This window comes from Streptomyces sp. NPDC048417 (assembly GCF_040651615.1).
Lineage (GTDB): Bacteria > Actinomycetota > Actinomycetes > Streptomycetales > Streptomycetaceae > Streptomyces.
Window position 1 is genome coordinate 88,919 of sequence record NZ_JBEZKI010000016.1, and the last position, 19,499, is coordinate 108,417.

22 protein-coding genes are annotated in these 19,499 nt (G+C 71.9%); 15 read left to right on the forward strand and 7 right to left on the reverse strand.

What is annotated here, in order from left to right:
• Window positions 1-62: 62 nt before the first annotated feature.
• The 4 genes from AB0D59_RS25130 to AB0D59_RS25145 are packed head-to-tail and all read left to right on the forward strand — an operon-like array spanning window position 63 to window position 3,584.
• Window positions 63-1,031 (forward strand): ABC transporter ATP-binding protein, encoded by a 969-nt coding sequence (locus AB0D59_RS25130; RefSeq protein WP_362569369.1) that lies wholly within the window; start codon window positions 63-65, stop codon window positions 1,029-1,031.
• Window positions 1,028-1,768 carry an ABC transporter permease gene (locus AB0D59_RS25135; protein WP_362569372.1) on the forward strand — a complete coding sequence of 247 codons (741 nt, stop codon included), beginning with the start codon at window positions 1,028-1,030 and terminating at the stop codon, window positions 1,766-1,768. Before AB0D59_RS25130 ends, AB0D59_RS25135 begins: the two co-directional genes overlap by 4 nt.
• A 5-nt stretch (window positions 1,769-1,773) precedes the next feature.
• On the forward strand, window positions 1,774-2,973 hold the full coding sequence (locus AB0D59_RS25140) for a histidine kinase (RefSeq protein WP_362569776.1): 1,200 nt from the start codon (window positions 1,774-1,776) through the stop codon (window positions 2,971-2,973).
• Window positions 2,970-3,584 carry a response regulator transcription factor gene (locus tag AB0D59_RS25145; RefSeq protein WP_351704668.1) on the forward strand — a complete coding sequence of 205 codons (615 nt, stop codon included), beginning with the start codon at window positions 2,970-2,972 and terminating at the stop codon, window positions 3,582-3,584. The genes AB0D59_RS25140 and AB0D59_RS25145 overlap by 4 nt, the downstream gene beginning before the upstream one ends.
• 181 nt (window positions 3,585-3,765) lie before the next feature.
• On the opposite strand, the gene AB0D59_RS25150 is transcribed toward AB0D59_RS25145, so the two are convergent.
• A complete protein-coding gene (locus AB0D59_RS25150; RefSeq protein ID WP_362569375.1) occupies window positions 3,766-4,653 on the reverse strand; it encodes a transglutaminase-like domain-containing protein in 888 nt (295 codons plus the stop codon).
• A gap of 43 nt (window positions 4,654-4,696) precedes the next feature.
• Window positions 4,697-5,698 (reverse strand): GNAT family N-acetyltransferase, encoded by a 1,002-nt coding sequence (locus AB0D59_RS25155; RefSeq protein ID WP_362569378.1) that lies wholly within the window; start codon window positions 5,696-5,698, stop codon window positions 4,697-4,699.
• A gap of 140 nt (window positions 5,699-5,838) precedes the next feature.
• On the opposite strand from AB0D59_RS25155, the gene fdxA reads away from it, so the two are divergent.
• Together fdxA and AB0D59_RS25165 are read left to right on the forward strand one after the other, a co-directional pair.
• Entirely contained in the window at window positions 5,839-6,159 is a 321-nt protein-coding gene (gene fdxA, locus AB0D59_RS25160) for a ferredoxin (RefSeq protein ID WP_007495984.1), read from the forward strand.
• A gap of 164 nt (window positions 6,160-6,323) precedes the next feature.
• On the forward strand, window positions 6,324-7,418 hold the full coding sequence (locus AB0D59_RS25165; protein ID WP_362569779.1) for a bifunctional succinyldiaminopimelate transaminase/glutamate-prephenate aminotransferase: 1,095 nt from the start codon (window positions 6,324-6,326) through the stop codon (window positions 7,416-7,418).
• 163 nt (window positions 7,419-7,581) lie between these two features.
• On the opposite strand, the gene AB0D59_RS25170 is transcribed toward AB0D59_RS25165, so the two are convergent.
• Entirely contained in the window at window positions 7,582-8,016 is a 435-nt protein-coding gene (locus AB0D59_RS25170; protein ID WP_362569381.1) for an ATP-binding protein, read from the reverse strand.
• Between the two features lie 281 nt (window positions 8,017-8,297).
• On the reverse strand, window positions 8,298-9,299 hold the full coding sequence (locus AB0D59_RS25175) for a heavy metal transporter (protein WP_362569384.1): 1,002 nt from the start codon (window positions 9,297-9,299) through the stop codon (window positions 8,298-8,300).
• A gap of 93 nt (window positions 9,300-9,392) precedes the next feature.
• Between AB0D59_RS25175 and dapE the strand changes: the two genes are divergently transcribed.
• Window positions 9,393-10,472: a succinyl-diaminopimelate desuccinylase gene (gene dapE, locus AB0D59_RS25180; RefSeq protein ID WP_362569387.1), complete on the forward strand. Its 1,080-nt coding sequence runs from the start codon at window positions 9,393-9,395 to the stop codon at window positions 10,470-10,472.
• A 104-nt stretch (window positions 10,473-10,576) separates the two neighbouring features.
• Window positions 10,577-11,335 carry a TIGR00730 family Rossman fold protein gene (locus AB0D59_RS25185; protein WP_362569390.1) on the forward strand — a complete coding sequence of 253 codons (759 nt, stop codon included), beginning with the start codon at window positions 10,577-10,579 and terminating at the stop codon, window positions 11,333-11,335.
• Between the two features lie 107 nt (window positions 11,336-11,442).
• Here AB0D59_RS25185 and folP read toward each other — a convergent pair whose 3' ends face one another.
• On the reverse strand, window positions 11,443-12,303 hold the full coding sequence (folP, locus tag AB0D59_RS25190; protein ID WP_362569393.1) for a dihydropteroate synthase: 861 nt from the start codon (window positions 12,301-12,303) through the stop codon (window positions 11,443-11,445).
• Window positions 12,304-12,468: 165 nt separating this feature from the next.
• On the opposite strand from folP, the gene AB0D59_RS25195 reads away from it, so the two are divergent.
• Window positions 12,469-12,819, forward strand: a complete 351-nt coding sequence (locus AB0D59_RS25195) for a DivIVA domain-containing protein (RefSeq protein WP_351704692.1) — start codon at window positions 12,469-12,471, stop codon at window positions 12,817-12,819.
• Window positions 12,816-13,403, forward strand: a complete 588-nt coding sequence (locus tag AB0D59_RS25200) for a DNA-3-methyladenine glycosylase I (RefSeq protein ID WP_362569396.1) — start codon at window positions 12,816-12,818, stop codon at window positions 13,401-13,403. The genes AB0D59_RS25195 and AB0D59_RS25200 overlap by 4 nt, the downstream gene beginning before the upstream one ends.
• A gap of 97 nt (window positions 13,404-13,500) precedes the next feature.
• Here the strand turns inward: AB0D59_RS25200 and AB0D59_RS25205 are convergent, their stop codons facing one another.
• The gene (locus tag AB0D59_RS25205) at window positions 13,501-14,304 is read right to left on the reverse strand and encodes an enoyl-CoA hydratase-related protein (RefSeq protein WP_362569399.1); all 804 of its coding nucleotides are present in this window, start codon (window positions 14,302-14,304) and stop codon (window positions 13,501-13,503) included.
• 379 nt (window positions 14,305-14,683) lie between these two features.
• Here AB0D59_RS25205 and AB0D59_RS25210 point away from each other — a divergent pair, with 379 nt between their 5' ends.
• Window positions 14,684-14,851 (forward strand): DUF3117 domain-containing protein, encoded by a 168-nt coding sequence (locus AB0D59_RS25210; RefSeq protein WP_004950282.1) that lies wholly within the window; start codon window positions 14,684-14,686, stop codon window positions 14,849-14,851.
• 128 nt (window positions 14,852-14,979) lie between these two features.
• Here AB0D59_RS25210 and AB0D59_RS25215 read toward each other — a convergent pair whose 3' ends face one another.
• Window positions 14,980-15,678, reverse strand: a complete 699-nt coding sequence (locus AB0D59_RS25215; RefSeq protein WP_351745689.1) for an O-methyltransferase — start codon at window positions 15,676-15,678, stop codon at window positions 14,980-14,982.
• A gap of 163 nt (window positions 15,679-15,841) precedes the next feature.
• Between AB0D59_RS25215 and sigE the strand changes: the two genes are divergently transcribed.
• The 4 genes from sigE to AB0D59_RS25235 all read left to right on the forward strand — a co-directional run bounded on the left by sigE (window position 15,842) and on the right by AB0D59_RS25235 (window position 19,418).
• Window positions 15,842-16,630 (forward strand): RNA polymerase sigma factor SigE, encoded by a 789-nt coding sequence (gene sigE, locus AB0D59_RS25220; protein WP_362569402.1) that lies wholly within the window; start codon window positions 15,842-15,844, stop codon window positions 16,628-16,630.
• Window positions 16,627-17,586 carry an anti-sigma factor gene (locus AB0D59_RS25225; RefSeq protein WP_362569405.1) on the forward strand — a complete coding sequence of 320 codons (960 nt, stop codon included), beginning with the start codon at window positions 16,627-16,629 and terminating at the stop codon, window positions 17,584-17,586. The genes sigE and AB0D59_RS25225 overlap by 4 nt, the downstream gene beginning before the upstream one ends.
• A 490-nt stretch (window positions 17,587-18,076) precedes the next feature.
• Window positions 18,077-18,520, forward strand: a complete 444-nt coding sequence (locus AB0D59_RS25230) for a sec-independent translocase (RefSeq protein ID WP_362569407.1) — start codon at window positions 18,077-18,079, stop codon at window positions 18,518-18,520.
• A gap of 226 nt (window positions 18,521-18,746) precedes the next feature.
• Window positions 18,747-19,418: a hypothetical protein gene (locus AB0D59_RS25235; RefSeq protein WP_362569410.1), complete on the forward strand. Its 672-nt coding sequence runs from the start codon at window positions 18,747-18,749 to the stop codon at window positions 19,416-19,418.
• The last annotated feature ends 81 nt before the right edge of the window (window positions 19,419-19,499 follow it).

The window sequence follows — 19,499 nt, forward strand, 5'->3', positions numbered from 1 at the left end:
ATACGGCACTCCGGACGGTCGGCACTGCCCCCGGCCAGGGGTTCGCCGCGAGCATGGACGGCATGACAACGACAGCGGCGACGACCGCCACCGGTGCCCCGGTGGTGGTCGGGTTCGACCAGGTGAGCAAGACCTACGGGAAGGTGCGGGCCGTCGACGGGCTCTCGCTGCGGCTGCACCCGGGGGAGACCGTGGCCCTGCTCGGGCCCAACGGCGCGGGCAAGTCGACCACGCTCGATCTGCTGCTCGGCCTCAAGCACGCCGACACCGGCTCGGTGAGCGTCTTCGGCATGACCCCGCGCGAGGCCATCGTCGCCGGCCGGGTGGGCGCGATGCTGCAGAGCGGCGGCCTGATGGACGAGGTCACCGTGCGCGAGCTGGTCAAGCTCGCCTGCGATCTGCACCCGAAGCCCTACAAGGTCAGCGACGTCCTCGCCCGCGCGGGCATCTCGGGGATCGCCGACCGCAAGGTCAACAAACTCTCCGGCGGCCAGTCCCAGCGCGTCCGCTTCGCGCTCGCGACCGCCGGTGACAGCGACCTGATCGTCCTGGACGAGCCGACCACCGGCATGGACGTCTCCGCCCGCCAGGCCTTCTGGGCCACCATGCGGGAACAGGCCGACCAGGGGCGTACGGTCCTGTTCGCCACGCACTACCTCGAAGAGGCCGACGCCATCGCCGACCGGGTGCTGGTGCTGCACCGCGGGCGGCTGCTCGCCGACGGAACGGCAGCCGAGATCAAGGCGAAGGCGGGAGCGCGCCGGATCTCGTTCGACCTGGAGGGCGAGATCGACGAGGCGTCGCTGCGGGCGCTGCCGTTCCTCACCGCCCTCACTGTGTCAAGGAGCGGCTCCGCCGCGGGCAGTGGCCAGACGGTCCGCATCCAGTCGTCCGACGCCGACGCCACCGTCCACGCCCTCTACGGCCTGGGCGTCTACCCCCGCAACCTCGAAGTCGCCGGGCTCGGCCTGGAGCAGGCGTTCGTCGCCATCACGGAGGCCGAAGAGGCCAAGGAGGCCACGCAGCCATGAACGCCCTGATCAAGCTGGAGCTCGCCCGGGCCCTGCGCAACCGCAAGTTCCTGTTCTTCTCGGTGATCTACCCGTCGATCATCTTCCTGCTGGTCGCCGGCCAGGGCGACACCACCCAGACCGTCGACGACTCGGGGCTCTCCCTCGCGGCCTACGTCATGGTCTCCATGGCCTCCTTCGGTGCCCTGACCGCCGTCCTGATGGGCAACAGCGAGCGCATCGCCAGGGAGCGCGAGAGCGGCTGGGTACGGCAGCTGCGGCTGACCACCCTGCCCGGGCGCGGTTACGTCCTCGCCAAGACCGCCAGCGCCGCCGTGGTGAGCCTGCCGTCCATCGTGGTCGTCTTCCTGATCGCCGCGGCTGTGAAGCACGTGCGCCTCGACGCCTGGCAGTGGTTCGCCCTCACCGGCGCGATCTGGGCCGGCAGCCTGGTCTTCGCCGCGCTCGGCGTCGCCATCGGGTATCTGGCGAGTGGCGACGCGGTCCGCCCGATCACGATGATCACCTACTTCGGCCTGTCGATCCTCGGCGGCCTGTGGTGGCCGTCCTCCTCCTTCCCGACCTGGCTCCAGGACATCGCGAAGTGGCTGCCCACGCACGCGTACGCTGCACTGGGGCGGGCCATCGAGCAGAGCCAGGCCCCGAAGGCCCAGGACATCGCCATCCTCGTCGTCTTCTTCGCCCTCTTCGCCGGCGGCGCGGCCTGGCTGTACCGGAAGGACACGCTGAAGGCGTGAGCACGATGACGGAAGACCTTCGGTCCGAGGACGAAGCCCGGGCGGACCGGCTGGTGCGCATCGGCCAGCCGCCCCGCAGCCGGCGCGAGGCGATGCGCAAGATGGTGTGGGTCCTGCCTTGGCTGGTTTTCCTCGCCTCCCCGGCGGACGACCTGGCCTCCGGCCACCACACCACCGGGGTCGCGGTGGCCGGCTGGGTGGGCCTGACGGCCTTCGTCGGGATCTACCTGTCCATCGTCTTCCGCTCCATGGGCCGGCCCTTCCGCGGCTGGATCGTCACCACCGCGATCGCCGTGGAGGGGACGCTCGCGGTCGTGCTGGCCTTCAGCCTCGGCGGCTCCTGGTTCGGTCTGTTCGTGTACGTCTCCGTGATGTGCGGAGTGACCTTCCCGCTGCGGGTGGCCTACTGGACGATCCCGCTGACCACCGCGGCCATGATGCTGGCGGGCTGGTACGTCCACGACATGGACGAGGCCTGGGGCCTGTTCCTGGTGGTGTCGCTGGTCGGCTTCTCCATGACAGGTGTACGGCAACTCGTCGCCACCACCATCGAGTTGCGCAAGGCCCGCGCCACCGTCGCCCAACTGGCCGCCAACGAGGAGCGGTTGCGTCTCGCCCGGGACCTGCACGACCTGCTCGGCCACTCGCTCTCCCTCATCACGCTGAAGAGCGAGCTGGCCGGCCGGATGCTCCCCGACCACCCCGACAAGGCGGCCCAGCAGGTCTCCGACATCGAACAGGTCAGCCGGCAGGCCCTGGTGGACGTCCGCGAGGCGGTCACCGGCTACCGGCGGCCCCGGCTCGCCGACGAACTGGCCGGCGCCCAGGTCGCCCTGACCGCCGCCGCGGTCACCGCCGAGGTCCCGGCCGACCCCGACCTCGCCGGAGTGCCCGAGGACGGCGAGGCGGCGCTCGCGTGGGCGCTCCGGGAGGCGATCACCAACGTCGTCCGGCACAGTGGCGCGAGCGCCTGCACGGTCGAACTGCTGCGCCGCCAGACCCTCGACGGACCGGTCCTCGAACTCGCCGTCGAGGACAACGGCTCGGGCGGCTCCGGCAAGGGCCCCGGCAACGGCCTCACCGGTCTCACCGAGCGGCTGGAGAAAGCCGGCGGCACGCTGGAGGCGGGGCGCCTGAAGCGCGGGTTCCGGCTGGTCGCCCGGGTCCCGCTCGGCGTCGGCAGGCCCGTAGGATCCGGGGCATGAGCAGCACGATCAAGGTCCTTCTCGCCGAGGACCAGTCGATGGTCCGGGAGGCGCTGGCCGCGCTGCTGGGCCTGGAGGACGACATCGAGGTCGTGGCCCAGGTGGCGCGCGGCGACGAGGTGCTGGCGGCGGCGCGGGCGCACGGCATCGACGTGGCCCTGCTCGACATCGAGATGCCGGGCTGCACCGGCATCGAGGCGGCGGCGCAGCTGCACCAGGCGCTGCCCGCCGTGAAGCTGGTCGTCCTCACCACCTTCGGGCGGCCCGGCTATCTGCGCAGCGCGATGGAGGCGGGCGCCGACGCGTTCCTGGTCAAGGACGCCCCCGCCGCCCAACTCGCCGAGGCCGTCCGCAAGGTCCTGGCCGGCGAGCGCGTCATCGACCCCACCCTGGCCGCGGCGGCCCTGGCGGAGGGCGCCAACCCCCTGACCGACCGCGAGCGGGAGGTCCTGCGCGCGGCGGCCGACGGCTCCACGAACGCGGAGCTGGCGGCGGCGCTGCACCTTTCGCAGGGGACGGTACGGAACTACCTCTCGACGGCCATCCAGAAGCTGGCGGTACGGAACCGGGCAGAAGCGGTCCGCATCGCGAGGGAGAAGGGCTGGCTGTAGCCGGCGTCGGGAAGGGAATGCGGCGGCGGGCACGAAGGACTGGGCGACGGCAGTCTTCCGGCGTCGGGCGGGGTGGCCGACCCAGGGGCGCGGGGAACTGCGCGACAAGCCACGACGTACCCGCAGCCGCGCACGCCGCACCACCACCCCTACGGCGAAGCGGCGGCGGCCCTCACTCCCGTCAGTTGAGACGGGCCCGGGCCGCCCGGGCCTCGCCCCGCACCTTCTCCGCCGCCCCCTCGTCGACCACGTCGATCAACTCCGCGTACTCGTCCAACTCCTCGGCGCCGTCGACGAAGTCACCCCGCTCCACCAGCAGCCGCGCCCGGTCGTACCGCAGCCGGGCCGGGTGCGCGGGCATCTGCAGCGACAGATCCACGGCCCACAGGCCCACGTCCGACCGCTCCGGCCGGGCCGCCGCCCAGGCCCGTACGTTGTTGAGGATCCGCCGTACGACGTCCAGCGGCTCGGCCGGCTCCAGCATCGCCGGCTCCAGCGGCACCCCCGCCGCCCCCACCACCAGCGTCTGCGCGTCCGCCCCGCTCAGCACCCGCCCCCCGTCGAACGGATCGGCCAGCACCTGTTCCTCCGCCGGCCCGAACCCCACCACGAAGTGCCCCGGCAGCGCGACCCCGTACACCGGCGCACCCGCCCGCCGGGTCACCTCCAGCCACACCACGGACAGCAGGATCGGCAGCCCGCGCCGCCGGCGCAGCACCTCGTGCAGCAGGGAGGACCCCAGCCGGCGGTAGTCCGCGGCGGTGCCGTGGAAGCCCAACCGTTCGCCCAGCATCCGGTGCGCCGCCGTGGCCCAGGCGAGCGGCCCGCCCGGCCGGTACGGCAGCTGCCCGGCCAGCCGGTCCAGCTCCATCTGCGCCGCGTCGATCCCGGCCTCGTCGAGCGAGCCGTCGGCCGCCGCGCCCAGCAGCAGACACAGCGTCGCCAGATCGGGCCGCTCGGACCGCGCCTCCTCGGCGAACCGCTCCTTCACCTCGGCGGCCCGCTCCGGCGACGGCGGACGCAGCTGCGGACGTGGCTCTGGATCGGGATCTGGATACGGGGGATGCATAGCTGTTTGGTGCCCTTCCGGAACGATCCGTACCGCGGCGGCCTCAGCCGTCCGCCTCCGGCGCCCTGTAGTGGTGGTAGGCGTGGTGCGCCCCGAACCCCAGCCCGGTGTACATCGCCCGCGCCACCGTGTTCTCCGCCTCCACCTGGAGCCAGGCCGCCGACGCGCCCTCCTCCAGCGCCCGCCGGGCGAGCGCGGCCATGACCTCGCCGGCCAGTCCCCGGCGCCGTAGCGCCGGGTCCACCTCGACGGCGGCGAACCCGGCCCACCGGCCGTCCACCACCAGCCGCCCGATGGCCGCCGGGGCACCCTCGCCGGGAACGGTCGCGAACCACACCGACGGCCCGCCGCCCAGCACCCGCAGCGCCACCTCGCTCACCCCCTTGCGCTGGTAGCGCGCCAGCCAGGCCTCGTCGGCCGACCGGGAGAGCACCACACCGGCCCCCTCCGCCCGGTCCGCCACCGGCGCCAGCGCGCCGGTCCACAGCTCGGCGCTCACCTCACGCACCCAGCCCCGCCGCTCCAGCTCCGCGCAGAGCAGCTCCTGCGTGCCCTCGGCGCCGGTCGCGGTCTGCACGTACGCGGGCAGCCCGCGCTCGCCGTACCAGCGCCGTACGGCATCCAGGGCCGCGTCGAGCGGCAGCCCCGGATCGCCGAGCGGCAGGACGCTGTTGGCCCGCCGGGTGAACCCGGCCGCGGCCCGCAACTCCCACTCGCCCAGCGGCTCGCTCTCCACCGGCCGCCAGCCGCGCGAGGCGACACGCGCGAGTTCCCGATATGTCGCCGCCGGTCCCCGGCGGCGCGCCGGAGCCCTCGGCACGATCTTGGCCGCCGCCAGCGCGGACTCCGGTATCCGGACGATCTCCCCGTCCCGCCGGGTGATCGTCAGCATGCCGTCGTCGTCCCATGATGTGAGAACACCCACCGTGTCGGTGAACTTCTCCCCGGTGACGTCATTTCCGGTCAAACGGCGCACGGAGACCCGTTTGCCCACGTCAGCAGCGGTGATACGGACCTCGAAGCGCCCTGCGGCCGAGATTTCCACTGGTCAGTTCACCCCTCCTGTTCGGATCACGCCCGAGAACGGAGATACTAGAGGTGGGCATCGACGACGCCGCGCTCCCGCGCGCCAGGCGGCGGAGCCTACGGAGGCCCGCCGGCGCCCAATCGAGGAGGAACGACAGCGTGACCTACGTCATCGCGCAGCCTTGTGTCGACGTGAAGGACAAGGCGTGCATCGAGGAGTGCCCGGTCGACTGCATCTACGAGGGCCAGCGGTCCTTGTACATCCACCCGGACGAATGCGTTGACTGTGGTGCCTGTGAGCCGGTCTGCCCGGTCGAGGCGATCTTCTACGAGGACGACACTCCGGAGGAGTGGAAGGACTACTACAAGGCCAACGTCGAGTTCTTCGACGAGCTCGGCTCTCCCGGCGGCGCCAGCAAGCTGGGCCTGATCGAGCGCGACCACCCCTTCGTCGCCGCGCTGCCCCCGCAGGCCGAGTAACCCACACCGGCGGCCCGCCGCATCACCGTGCCGCCTCGGTCCCGTACGGCCTGATCGCACCCGATCGGCGTCTGCGGGGCCGAGGCGTTTGCCGTGCCGGTCGTGCCGGTACCGCCGGTCGTACCGGTCGTACCGGTCGTACCGAAGAAAGTGAGCCAGTGACCGTGTCCGCAGTCTCCGACCGTCTGCCCACCTTCCCCTGGGACAAGCTGGAGCCGTACAAAAAGACGGCAGCGGCGCACCCGGACGGCATCGTCGACCTCTCGGTCGGCACCCCGGTGGACCCGGTCCCCGACCTGATCCAGAAGGCCCTGATCGACGCGGCCGACTCGCCCGGCTACCCCACGGTCTGGGGCACCCCGGCGCTGCGCGACGCGATCACCGGCTGGGTCGAGCGCCGCCTGGGCGCCCGCGACGTCACCCACCGCCACGTCCTGCCGATCGTCGGCTCCAAGGAACTCGTCGCCTGGCTCCCCACCCAGCTGGGCCTCGGCCCCGGCGACAAGGTCGCCCACCCGCGCCTCGCGTACCCCACCTACGAGGTCGGCGCCCGGCTGGCCCGCGCGGAGTACGAGGTCTACGACGACCCGCGCGACCTGGACCCGACGAACCTGAAGCTCCTCTGGCTGAACTCCCCGTCCAACCCGACCGGCAAGGTCCTCTCCCAGCGGGAGCTGACGGAGATCCTCGCCTGGGCCCGCGCCCACGGCGTCCTGGTCTTCTCCGACGAGTGCTACCTCGAACTGGGCTGGGAGGCCGACCCGGTCTCGGTCCTGCACCCGGACGTGAACGGCGGCTCGTACGACGGCATCGTGGCCGTGCACTCCCTCTCCAAGCGGTCCAACCTGGCGGGCTACCGCGCGGCCTTCCTGGCCGGCGACCCGGCGGTGCTCGGCCCGCTCCTGGAGATCCGCAAACACGGCGGCATGATGACGTCGGCGCCGACGCAGGCGGCGGTCGTGGCGGCCCTCTCCGACGACACCCACGTCCAGGAACAGCGCGAGCGCTACGCGTCCCGCCGCGGCCTGCTCCGCGAGGCGCTGGTGGCCCACGGCTTCCGCATCGAACACAGCGAGGCGAGCCTCTACCTGTGGGCGACGCGGGACGAGTCCTGCTGGCAGACGGTGTCCCACCTGGCCGACCGCGGCATCCTGGTGGCACCGGGCGACTTCTACGGCGAGGCGGGCGAGAACTTCGTACGCGTGGCCCTGACGGCGACGGACGAGCGCGTACGGGCGGCCGTGGAGCGGCTCGCCTAGCGCAGACCTGTGTCGGAGCGCCCCGTCAGGGGCGCGGGGCTCTGTGCCCATGTGCGGCTCTGCCGCGCGGGCGCGCCCCCCGGCCCGCACACACGACACACAACGAAAAGGGACCCAGGGCGGCAAACCCCGGGTCCCTTCTCAAACCACCGGCGCCGCGGCGTCAGCCGCCCAGCGGCAGGCCCTTGACCGGCAGCCCACCCTTGGCGAGCCCGTCCGTCGGCAGCCCACCCTTCGTCGCCGTGGCCGCCGTCTCACCCAGCAGCCCACCGGCGGAGCCGGCCGCGTCGCCCGCGGCGTGCTGCACCACCGGCGCCGCCACCTTGACGGCCTTGCCGCCGGTCTTGCCCGCGGCCGGCAGGGCCGACTCGACCGCCTTGCCACCGGTGTGGCCGACGGCCCCGGTGACGTTCTGCGCCGCGGCGTCGGCGGTGTTGCCGACGCTGGCTCCGTCCAGGGCGGTCATACCACCCAGGTTCGGGGTGGCCGGCAGACTCGGGGCCGCGCTGGCGGAGCCGGCCGCACCGACCCCGGCAGCCGCTCCCGCTGCGACGAGCAGCGCGGCACGGGCGATCCGGCGGGTCAGAGGGAGGGACATGATGCTCCATTCGACGGGAGGGAACGTGATCGCCGTGACTACCGCTCGAAGCCCGCGAAGGTTGCGGAGGCCAAAGGTAAAGAGTTGATAACGCATCGCATTATCGGGTGTGGATAAAAATGGGCAAAGAGTGCCTGGGTCGAGACCTCACCGAGATCAGCAGAATCCTTACGGCCTCGTGTTCCCAAGGGATTTCGCGCATGCGCGAGTGACCGTGCGAAAACCTGCGCACACCCTGCGCGCGATCCGCCCGGGCCGACCCGCAGGAGTGAAGGGCCGAACTACTGCCCGGTCACGATCCGCACCGACCCCGCGGACTTCTCCGACCCGCCCGCGCCCTGCGAACCGGCCGCCGCCTGCCACTGGCTCTCCGTGCTTCCGGCGGACCACTCCTGGCCGGCGTACGACACCCGCTGGATGTGCAGCGCCGAGGAGTTGGCGACCGCCCAGTGCGCCAGCTGCCAGCCGCGCTCGCGCTCGGTGCGCCCGGACTTGTCGGTCTTCCCGCCCTGCGGCACCGGCACGGTCACGGTCCGCCCGTGCGCCGTGGCGGTCACGCTCGGCGTCGGTGTCGGCGAACTCCCGGACGAGCCGTTCACCTCCGCGCCGGCCTCCTCGACCGCGTCCCGCCCGAAGTCCCGTACCAGCGCGGTCCGCACCGCGTCCGGCCCCGTCGCCGCCGCCTCGGTCGTGGCCGCCGGGCGCCCGTCGCAGGTCAGCGTGGCCGCCGCCTGCCCGGTCAGGGCCGCCGCGAGCAGCGTGGCGTCCGTCTCGTGCTTGGCGTACGCCTCCGGGTAGCCGCTGCGCTGCACGCGCTGCGCGGCCACCGTCAGCGGCAGGGTCTCGTAGTCGCGCACCTTGTCCAGGTGTGCGTAGAACATGCCCGCCGCGTACGCCGGGTCCAGGATCTGCTTCTCGGTGCCCCAGCCCTGCGAGGGCCGCTGCTGGAACAGGCCCAGCGAATCCCGGTCGCCGTGCTCGATGTTGAGCAGTCCCGACTCCTGGAGCGCGGTCGCCAGGGCGATGGCCACCGCCCGCTCGGGCATACCGCGCCCGGTGCCGACGGCGGCGATCGTCGCCGCGTTCACCGCCTGTTCGGGCGTGAACTCGTACGACTCGCTGTCGCTGCGGCCCGAGACGACCTTGCAGCCCTCGGCGCCACCGCCGCCGGTGACGTACTGGACGACCAGATAGGCAGCGACGGCGCACAGGATGAGCAAACCCGACACGAAACGCAGGACACGGCGGCGACGTGTGGGGCGGGTGGGGGACGGCTCTGGCACGCGTACAACATACTGGAGAGTACGAGGCGCGCACCCCCTGGTCCGGAAGCCTGTGAAACCGCCCGCCCGGTACTGCGCGTTAGGGTCGGGGCCATGGCCGACACCTCGCTTGACCTCACGCTGGACGCCGCCGCGCTGACCGCGCGACTCGTGGACTTCCCCTCGGAGAGCGGCACCGAGAAGCCGCTCGCGGACGCGATCGAGGCCGCGCTGCGCGCCCTGCCGCACCTGACGGTCGACCGCCACGGCAACAACGTGATCGCCCGCACGAACCTCGGCCGCCCCGAGCGCGTGATCCTGGCCGGCCACATCGACACCGTCCCGATCGCGGACAACGTGCCGTCCCGGCTGGACGAGGACGGCGTGCTGTGGGGCTGCGGCACCTGCGACATGAAGTCCGGCGTGGCGGTCCAGCTGCGCATCGCGGCCACCGTCCCCGCCCCGAACCGCGACCTGACCTTCGTCTTCTACGACAACGAGGAGGTCGCCGCCCATCTCAACGGCCTCCGGCACGTCGCCGAGGCGCATCCGGAGTGGCTGGCGGGCGATTTCGCGGTCCTCCTCGAACCGTCGAACGGCGAGGTCGAGGGCGGCTGCCAGGGCACCCTGCGCGTCCTGCTGAAGACCACGGGAGAGCGGGCCCACTCCGCGCGCTCCTGGATGGGCTCCAACGCGATCCACGCGGCCGCCCCGATCCTCGCCCGGCTCGCCGCCTACGAGCCGCGCTACCCGGTCATCGACGGCCTGGAGTACCGCGAGGGCCTCAACGCGGTCGGCGTCTCGGGCGGAGTGGCCGGCAACGTCATCCCCGACGAGTGTGTGGTCACCGTCAATTTCCGGTACGCCCCCGACCGTTCCGAGGAGGAGGCGATCGCGCACGTCCGCGAGGTCTTCGCCGACTGCGGGGTCGAGGAGTTCGTGGTCGACGACCACAGCCCCGGTGCGCTGCCCGGCCTCTCCCACCCGGCCGCGGCCGCCTTCATCGAGGCGGTCGGCGGTACCCCGATGCCCAAGTACGGCTGGACCGACGTCTCCCGTTTCTCGTCCCTCGGCGTCCCGGCGGTCAACTACGGCCCCGGCAACCCGCACTTGGCGCACAAGCGGGACGAAAGGGTCGAAACCGGGAAGATCCTGGCGGGCGAGGAGCGACTGCGCGCCTGGCTGACCGGCTGAGCCTCCCGGCGGCGCTTCGCACCGGACATGCCGACGTCCCGCGCCCGTAACCCGGGTGGATCTACGCTGAGGCGGATACACCTGCAAGCGGAGGGAGCGCACATATGCCTACCGGGAACCCCGAGGGGAAGAAGGTGCCGCCGGACGAGCAGCGCCTGGGACCGGTCCTCCGACGGCGCGGTCAGGTGACCGCGAGCACGACGGACCAGCGTCTGCTGGACGCGGGCGGTCCCTCCGACTGGGTCCACACGGACCCCTGGCGGGTGCTGCGCATCCAGTCGGAGTTCATCGAGGGGTTCGGCACGCTCGCCGAACTCCCGCCCGCGATCAGCGTGTTCGGCTCGGCGCGGACGCCGGTGGAGTCGCCGGAGTACGACGCGGGAGTGCAGTTGGGCCGGGGACTGGTCGAGGCCGGCTGGGCGGTCATCACGGGCGGCGGCCCGGGTGCGATGGAGGCGGCCAACAAGGGCGCCCTGGAGGCGGGTGGTGTCTCGGTCGGCCTCGGCATCGAGCTGCCCTTCGAGCAGGGCCTCAACTCGTATGTCGACATCGGCCTGAACTTCCGGTACTTCTTCGTGCGGAAGATGATGTTCGTCAAGTACGCGCAGGGCTTCGTGGTGCTGCCCGGCGGGCTCGGCACCCTCGACGAACTCTTCGAGGCGCTCACCCTCGTCCAGACGCAGAAGGTCACCCGCTTCCCGATCGTGCTGTTCGGCAGCGCGTACTGGGGCGGCCTGGTCGACTGGCTCAAGAACACCCTGATCGCCCAGGGCAAGGCGAGCGAGAAGGACCTGCTCCTGTTCCACGTCACGGACGAGGTGGGGGAGGCGGTGGCCCTGGTGTCGAAGGAGGCGGGCCGCTAGGACCGGTCGTTTCCCGCCTGCCCCGGTTCGTGCACCTCTCGACTCGCCGAGTCGGGTGGTGGGCGGGCGGGGCTTTCGGGGGTCCGGGGGGCGGAGCCCCCGGGAAGCTACGCCAGCCCGCGCCGGGCGACCGCCGGAGGCCGGTGGCCCGCGATCGACGCCACCATGTCCAGGACCTGCCGCGTCTCCGCCACCTCGTGGACGCGGTACACCTGCGCCCCCAGCCACGCCGACACCGCCGTCGTCGCCAACGTGCCGATCACCCGTTCCTTCAGCGGCCGGTCCAGCGTCTCGCCCACGAAGTCCTTGTTGGACAGGGAGACCAGCACCGGCCACCCCGTCTCGACCATCTCGCCCAGCCGCCGCGTCGCCTCCAGGCTGTGCCGGGTGTTCTTCCCGAAGTCGTGCCCGGGATCGATCATCACCGACTCCCGGGGCACCCCCAGCGCCACGGCCCGCTCGGCCAGCCCCAGGGTCACCCGCAGAATGTCGGCCACCACGTCGTCGTACGTCACCCGGTGCGGCCGTGTCCGCGGCTCCGCCTCACCCGCGTGCGTGCACACCAGCCCCACCCGGTACCGCGCCGCGACCTCCGCCAGCCCCGGATCGACCCCGCCCCACGCGTCGTTCAGCAGATCCGCCCCGGCCTCGCAGACGGCCTCCGCGACCGAGGCCCGCCAGGTGTCCACGCTGATCACGACCTCCGGGAACCGTCGGCGCACGTCCGCGACGAACCCGACGATCCGCCGCGCCTCCTCCTCGGCGGTGACCTCCTCGCCCGGCCCGGCCTTCACCCCGCCGATGTCGACGATCGCGGCCCCCTCGGCGATCGCCTGCTCCACGCGCGCGAGGGCGGGTTCGTCGTGGAAGGTCGCCCCCTGGTCGTAGAAGGAGTCCGGGGTCCGGTTCACGATGGCCATGATCACCGGTTCGTGCGGTGCGAATTCCCGCTTGCCCAGCCTGAGCATCGCCTGTGACCTCTCGTAGTAAGTCCCTTGGTACGACCGCCTGCGACCCGAACTGTCAGACTCGCATGGCACGATCGGACACAGACACATTCGACATCGAGCACACTAAGCGCACTCGGCACCATGAGTGCGCACCGAGCTTCATCGAGCCTGGGGGCCACCGCGATGGTTATGTTCCTGTTCCTGGTCGTCGCGCTCGCGGTCGTGGTCGCCGCGGTCACGCTCTCCGTGGTGAGCGGCGGCGAGAGCGGCCCGCTGCCCGAGGTGGCGCCCGAGCGCTTCCAGGACCCGCTGCCCCCGGACCGCCCGGTGAACCGCGCCGACGTGGAGAGCCTCCGCTTCCCGCTCGCCCCGCGCGGCTACCGCATGGCGGACGTGGACGACGCGCTCAGCCGCCTCGGTGCCGAGCTCGCGGAGCGCGACGCCCGGATCGCCGACCTGGAGTCCACGCTGGCCGGCGCCCAGGCCGCTCCCCACACCTCGCTGGCCAAGCCCGAGCCGGAGGACCGGCCGTGACCGACGGAGCGGCCGTGGCCGGGCCGGACGGCAGACTGCGCTGCCCCTGGGCCCTGTCCACCGAGGACTATGTCGCGTACCACGACGAGGAGTGGGGCCGCCCGGTCCACGGCGACGACGCCCTCTACGAACGTCTCAGCCTGGAGGCCTTCCAGTCGGGCCTCTCCTGGATCACGATCCTCCGCCGCCGCCCCGGCTTCCGGGCCGCCTTCGCCGGCTTCCGTATCGAGAAGGTCGCCACCTTCACGGACGAGGACCGGGAGCGGCTGCTGGCCGACCCGGGCATCATCCGCAACCGGTTGAAGATCGACGCGACGATGGCCAACGCGCAGGTCCTGGCGGAGTGGGAACCGGGCGAGCTGGACGAGCTGATCTGGTCGTTCGCCCCGGGGCCGGGTACGTACCCGGCCCCCAAGACCATCGCCGACGTCGCGGCGGTCACTCCGGAGTCGACGGCCCTGTCCAGGGCCCTGAAGAAGCGCGGCCTGCGCTTCATCGGGCCGACGACGGCGTACGCCCTGATGCAGGCATGCGGCCTGGTGAACGACCATCTCGAAACCTGCGTAGCCCGAAAAACCCCGTAAGCGGCAGCGCCCCGTCAGGGGCGCGGAGCCGCGTCGACATGGGGCTCCGCCGCGCGGGCGCGACCAGTCACACGCACCCGCGGTTCCCCGACATGGCTCACCGCCCCAAGTACTTGGGCTTCTCCTTGTTCACGAACGCCTGCACGGCGATCCCGTGATCCTCCGAAGCACCGGCCCGGGCCTGCAGCTCGTCCTCCTTGTCCAGCGTCTCGTCCAAGGAGTGCGTGAGCCCGAAAGCGATCGCCTCCTTCAGCGCCGCGTAAGCCACCGTCGGCCCCTCGGCCAGCTTCCGCGCGATCTTCTCGCCCTCGGCTCGCAGGTCGGCGGAGGGGACGACCTTGTTCGCGATGCCCAGCTCGTACGCGTCCTGCGCACTGATACTCCGAGGAAAGAGCAGCAGGTCGGCCGCGCGCCCCGGCCCCACGACCCGGGGCAGCGTCCAGGACACACCGGAGTCCGCGGTCAGCGCGACCCCCGCGAACGACGTGTTGAAGGCGGCCGTGTCGGCGACCACGCGATAGTCCGCGGCCAGGGCGAAGCCGAGCCCGGCGCCGGCGGCGACGCCGTTCACCGCGGCCACCACCGGCTTCGGCGCCCCGGCCAGCGCCCGCAGGATCGGGTTGTAGTGCTCCCGGACCGTCGTCATCGTGTGCCCGGCCCCCGTCTCCCGGTCGGACGCGAGCAGCGTGATGTGTTCCTTGAGGTCCTGGCCCACGCAGAACGCCCGGTCTCCGGCGGCGGTCAGCAGGATCGCCCGGACGGCCGTGTCGGCCGCCGCTTCCTGCGCGGCCTCCCGAAGCGCGACCTTCGTCGCGATGTTCAGCGCGTTCATCGCCTCGGGGCGGTTCAGCGTGATCGTCGCGAGTCCGTCGCGCACCTCGTAGAGCACGGTGTCGGTCATGGTGCGTCCCCTCCGTCGTCTCCGTCTTCGCGGCTGACGTACCGCTCAGTACGTCGATGTCCGAAGGACAGCATGGCGGAGATCGCCGTGCGGGGACCGGACCCGTCGTGTGACCTGCGTCAAAGAAATCCGAAGCCGACTCGGTCGGCGTAAGGACGCGGGGCGGCGCAGTATCGCAGTCACATCGCCGAATTGGGTGGTTTTGCTCGCGCGCGTTGCCCAAGCGATGCCGACTGATGTTGGTCATCGGGTCCTGAGATGCGGGATAATGGCTTGGAAGCAATGTGTTCGATGCCGGTGCCGCGTGTCCCGCCAGGATCGCGCGTGCCCTCGTGGGCCGTCGGCAGACGATGAGCTGTTTTCAGGAAGGGGAACCAGCATGGCGGCCATGAAGCCGCGGACGGGTGATGGCCCGCTCGAGGTGACCAAGGAGGGGCGGGGCATCGTCATGCGCGTTCCGCTCGAAGGCGGCGGTCGGCTCGTCGTCGAGCTGACCCCTGACGAGGCCGCGGCGCTCGCCGACGCCCTCAAGAACGTCGTCGTCTGAGCGTCAGCGACCACACCCTTTCGGCCGCCCCGGCATCGTATGCGGTGCCGGGGCGCTGCCGTGTCCCCGGGTCATTCGTCGCCACGGGGCCCCTCGGTCCCGCCGGTCCCGCCGCGGTCCCGCCGGGGTCAGCGCTTGACGGCGCAGAGCAGTCCGTCGCCCACCGGGAGCAGCGACGGCACCAGCTCCGGGCTCTCCCGGACCGTGCGCAGCAGCTCGCGCAGCCGCAGCACCTCGGTCGGCTGCGGCCCCGAGTCGACCGTACGGCCGTTGGCGAAGACGCCCTCGAAGACCACCAGGCCGCCCGGGCGCAGCAGGCGCAACGATTCAGCGAGATAGTCGGAGTACTCCTGCCGGTCGCCGTCGCAGAAGACCAGGTCGTAGCCGGCGTCCGCGAGACGGGGGAGGACGTCGAGGGCGCGGCCGGGGATGAAGCGGGCCCGGTTGCTGGCGAAGCCGCAGGCGCGGAAGGCCTGCCGGGCGAACTGCTGGTGCTCCGGCTCGGGGTCGACGGTCGTCAGGACCCCGTCCGCGCGCATGCCGTGCAGCAGATGCATCCCGGAGACCCCGCACCCGGTACCGATCTCGGCGACCGCCTTGGCGTCCACGGAGGCGGCGAGCAGACGCAGCGCGGCACCCGTGCCGGGCGACACCGAGCGCAGCCCTGCGTCGCGGGCCCGGTCACGGGCCCACCGCAGCGCTTCGTCCTCGGCGACAAAGGCGTCGGCGAACGCCCAGCTCGTCTGCCGGTTGCCGGTAATGACCCTCTCCTGTCCCCGTGGTTGCCTGGGCGTGACTGTATCCGTTGGTGCCGGGAACCCGCAGATGGGACCAGGCGTTTAGAGGGGTGGAAGACGAGGCGGGGGGACACGAATGGATCACGATGACGGGACGGCGGTCGAGCAGCCGCTGATGCTGCTGGACGAGCCGTATCAGCAGAGATCAAATTCTTGTAAAACCGCTTATCCGGTGCTAACGGGCGAGGTGGCTATGGTAGGGGCTCCACTGGACACCACCAGAGCCGACAGGGGAGGTGCGGCCGCGCCCGGGGATCGGGGAAGAGCGCTACGGCGCTTTCTCGGATCGGCAGGCAGGCCGAAATCCGTGAACGACACCGCTGCTGACCCCAGCCACGCCACCGCGCTCGCCATGGGCGAGGACCGGACCGCGACCTTCTCCACCGACGCGGACGGGCAGGCATGGACTCCGCCCACGTGGGAGGAGATCGTCAGCACGCACAGCGGCCGCGTCTATCGCCTGGCCTACCGCCTCACCGGCAACCAGCACGACGCCGAGGACCTCACCCAGGAGGTCTTCGTCCGCGTCTTCCGCTCTCTGTCGACCTACTCGCCGGGCACCTTCGAGGGCTGGCTGCACCGCATCACGACCAACCTGTTCCTCGACATGGTCCGGCGCAAGCAGCGCATCCGCTTCGACGCCCTCGGCGACGACGCGGCCGAGCGCCTGCCCAGCCGCGAGCCCACCCCGTCCCAGGCCTTCAACGACGCGCACTTCGACGCCGACGTCCAGCAGGCGCTGGACACCCTGGCGCCCGAGTTCCGCGCCGCCGTCGTCCTGTGCGACATCGAGGGCCTGTCGTACGAGGAGATCGCCGCGACCCTCGGCGTCAAGCTCGGCACGGTCCGCTCCCGTATCCACCGCGGCCGCTCCCAGCTGCGCAAGGCCCTCGCGCACCGCTCCCCGGAAGCCCGCAAGTCGGAGCGCCGCTCCTTTGTGCCCCGTGTTCCCGCACTGGGAGGAGGGGGCGCGTCCGCGTGAGTGGTTCACGACCGAAACCGGCCGAGCCGCAGCTCGCCGAGCAGCACCTGGGAGACCGACTCTCCGCCCTGGTGGACGGAGAGCTCGGTCATGAGTCGCGTGAGCGCGTCCTGGCCCATCTGGCGACCTGCGCCAGGTGCAAGGCGGAGGCCGATGCCCAGCGCGCGCTGAAGAACGTCTTCGCGGAGGCCGCCCCGCCCCCGCCCTCCGAGAGTTTCCTGGCCCGCCTCCAGGGGCTGCCCGGGGGCGGTGACACGGACGTCTCGCCGTTCGGCGGCGGAGGCCCCTCAGGACGCCGGTCCGACAGCGGGGTCTTCGGCGTGAGCCAGGAGGACCGCTTCGAGTTCGGCTACGTCCCGGCCCACCCGCACGACTCGGCCATGGCCGCCGGCCGCGGCTTCCGTATCCACCCCGTCGGCCGTCCGGACGCCGACCGCTCCGCCTCGCGCGGCATGCGGTTCGCGTTCGTCGCCGCAGGCGCGGTCTCGCTGGCCGCCGTCGCGCTCGGCGGGGTCACCGCGGGACTGCCCGGCTCCCCGGCCGCCGACGCCCGTAGCGGCACCGGCGGCGGCAGCGTGGCCCCGGCCGGTACGACGGGTACGGGCACCGGGAGTGCCGCCGACGCGCAGCGCCGCCGCTCGCTCTCTCCGCTGCTGTCCTCCGGCACCCTGCTCGGCAGCGCCACGACCGCGGCTCCCACCTCGGTCTCCGCGCCGCTGCTGCCCGGGGTCCCCTCCCCGGCCGCCGGAGAGAAGGCGCTGCGGGAGCTGACCGCACCCGTGCTGGCCGGCGCGGCCGCCGTCTCCCCGCTGATACGGCCGCTGACCGCCAACCCGCCGTTCGCCCTCACCTCGTGGACCAATACCCCCGAGGCGACCGGCGCCGCACTGCTCGCCGCACCCGTCCCCGACACGACCTCCGCTCCCTCCCCTTCCTCCTCGCGCGCGACCCGCTGACCACCTGCCGAACGGCCCCTGCGCGGTGACCCGCGAACCGGGTCGAATCCCGTGAGCAGACCATGCCCGCGGCGGCTGCCCCGGGCGCGGGTTCGGTTCGGCCTTCCCGGCCCGCCGCCGGGCGCGGGCCGCGGTTCGCCCGTGCGGAGACGGGCGCCGGCGCACAGGCCACCCGTACCGGCTTCGTGCTCGACACGGGTGGGCGCATCCTCACCTGGGCCTCACCGTGGAGCGTGCCGGCGCCGAGAAACGCCGCACGACAGTCCTTGGCTCCTCGGACAGGAACTGACAGAAACGTCACAGGCGGGACTTCACTTGTGCCCCGACTAGGCAAACAACCCGGAAAACCGGTCGTACACGCGGAGCCGGAAACCTCGGGACGGTACCGGTCGGACAGGTCCGCCGGGTACCGTGGACCCGGCCCGGACCACGGAACACCCGCAACAGCGACCGGAGGGCCGAGGACCGAGGACATCGCAAGGAGCTTCAGGTGTTCAATGACATAGGCCCACTCGAGCTGGTGACCATCATTGTGCTCGCCGTGCTCGTCTTCGGTCCGGACAAGCTCCCGAAGGTCATTCAGGACGTGATGCGGACCATCCGCAAGATCCGGGAGTTCTCGGAGAGCGCCAAGGCGGACATCCGCGAGGAACTCGGCCCGGAGTTCAAGGACTTCGAGTTCGAGGACCTCAACCCCAAGAACTTCGTCCGCAAGCACCTGGACAGCGACGAGCTGGGGCTGAAGGAGATCCGTAACGGCTTCGACCTGAAGAAGGAGATGGCCGAGGTCACCGACGCGGTGCACAGCCGCGAGACCGACTCCTCCCCTTCCACGGGTGCTGCGGGTGCTGCGGGTGGCCGGATCGACATGACCAAGAAGCCGGAGGACCCCGGCAAGGACGACCGTCCGCCGTTCGACGCGGACGCCACCTGAGCTGTACCGGACACCCTTGCGTGAGCGGCGCACGTGACGCGTTTCATACCGCGTGTGCGCCGCTCACGGCTTGATCCAGCCGCCCGCGCGACCCACGCGCCGGTCGGTTTCACTGCTGGTCCCAGCGGTGTGGATATGCTGCCGAGTTGTTGTGCGGACCGGACGAGTGCGCCCGAAGGGGGGCGGGCCGCCCCGGGCCGACGAGAGCTAGGAGGCGTCCGGGCAGATGGAGACGACAAGTCGGGTGGGCGAACATATGCCGGTCGCGGAGAACGGACAGCAGGTCCCCTCCGCCCGTCGCACGGTCGTCGGCTACCTGGAGGCGCCCTTCCCCTGGTACGGCCTCGACGAGGCGTTCACAGGGCCGCGCTGGCTGATGCAGGTGGGTGCGGCGGCCGACGGTGCGGTGGAGCACGGGTCGATCGGGCACGGCGACGAGCCGTCGGTGCGCAACGAGCATCTGGCCGCGTCCGTCGGTGAGCCGAGGGAGAAGTTCGCGGTGGTCGTGACCATCGCGGCGAACCCGTCCCGCAGGAGCGCCGACGGGACGGGGTTGCTGGAGGCCACGTCCGTGTCGTCGGCCGCGTGGCTGGCGGGGGTCGGTCTGCTGTCCTTCACCTGGCCGGGGCAGATGGACCACAGTCTGCGGGACGACTGGCTGGAGCAGCAGACCGAGACGGCGTGGGAGTTGGCGGACGAGCTGAGCGGGCCGGAGTGGTCCACGCTGTCGCTGCCGGTGGACGGGGTGGCCACGCCGTTCCACTACCGGGAGTCGGAGTTCGGGTGGGTGCTCGCCGGGTCCACGTCGCAGGGGGTGCATCTGGGTGCGTACGGCAGGGGGATGTCCGCGTACGGGCTGGGGTTCGCGATGATCAAGGACATTGCCGCGTACGCGTGACAGCAAAGGGGGCGCCGGTGGTTTGTGGCGCCCCTTCGTCGCAGGGGGTCGTGCGCGTCGTGGCTTGCCGTGCCCACGCGG